Origin of the sequence: Streptomyces hyderabadensis, assembly GCF_020404845.1 — a bacterium.
Lineage (GTDB): Bacteria > Actinomycetota > Actinomycetes > Streptomycetales > Streptomycetaceae > Streptomyces > Streptomyces hyderabadensis.
In genome coordinates, this window is record NZ_JAIOJZ010000165.1 from 1 (window position 1) to 262 (window position 262).

Consider the following 262-nt stretch of genomic DNA (forward strand, 5'->3'; position numbering starts at 1 on the left):
GGGGCTGGTCTTCCGTGAGCCGTTGGTGCCGTTCGTGTCGGCGGTGACGGGTGCGGTTGTGGGGGCGGAGGTTGCCGGGGCTGGGTATTGGGTGCGGCATGTGCGGGAGGCGGTGCGGTTCGCCGACGGGTTGCGGGCGTTGCATGGCTTGGGTGTGCGGCGGTTCGTGGAGGTGGGTCCGGACGGTGTGCTGGCCGGGCTTGTCGGGCAGGTGCTGGAGTCGGACGTGGTGGCCGTGGCGGTGCTTCGGCGTGGTCAGGTT

General features: G+C 71.0%; 1 protein-coding gene. It reads left to right on the forward strand.

All coding sequences use genetic code 11. The features are described from left to right. A partial coding sequence (locus K7854_RS37375; RefSeq protein WP_226030995.1) for an ACP S-malonyltransferase occupies positions 1-262 on the forward strand: 262 nt, incomplete at both ends.